The following is a 515-nucleotide window of genomic DNA, read 5'->3' as shown; positions in this document are numbered from 1 at the left end:
CTCGGCGCGTTCGTGCTGCTCGTGATCAGCGCGGCCGTGGGCTTCCTGATGTGGTACTCGATCTCGCGCGACGCGCAGCAGATCCAGCCGCTCGTGCCCGCCCTGCAAAGCTGGTGGATGAAGATCCACGTGCCGGCGAACTTCATCGGCTACGGCAGCTTCGCGCTGTCGGCCATGGTGGGCGTGGCGTACATCATGAAGGAGCGCGGCGTGCTGGCGGACCGCCTGCCCGCGCTCGAGGTGCTCGACGACGTCATGTACAAGTCGATCGCCGTGGGTTTCGCGTTCTTCACCATCGCGACGATTCTCGGCGCGCTGTGGGCCGCGCAGGCCTGGGGCGGCTACTGGAGCTGGGACCCGAAGGAAACCTGGGCGCTGATCGTGTGGCTCAACTACGCGGCCTGGCTGCATATGCGCCTCATGAAGGGCCTGCGTGGCGGCGTGGCGGCCTGGTGGGCGCTCACGGGCCTGCTGGTGACGACCTTCGCGTTCCTTGGCGTCAACATGTTCCTTTC

1 protein-coding gene is annotated in these 515 nt (G+C 66.6%); it reads left to right on the top strand.

Annotated elements, in window-relative coordinates:
- Positions 1-515, top strand: a 515-nt coding sequence (gene ccsA, locus U5A52_RS43065; RefSeq protein WP_321940506.1) for a cytochrome c biogenesis protein CcsA, incomplete at both ends; no start/stop codon positions are given.

The sequence above is a fragment of the Paraburkholderia sp. J8-2 genome (assembly GCF_905220195.1).
Classification (GTDB): Bacteria; Pseudomonadota; Gammaproteobacteria; order Burkholderiales; family Burkholderiaceae; genus Paraburkholderia.
The sequence above is the reverse complement of the archived record's forward strand: the minus strand, read 5'-3'. Positions and strand labels throughout refer to the sequence as shown.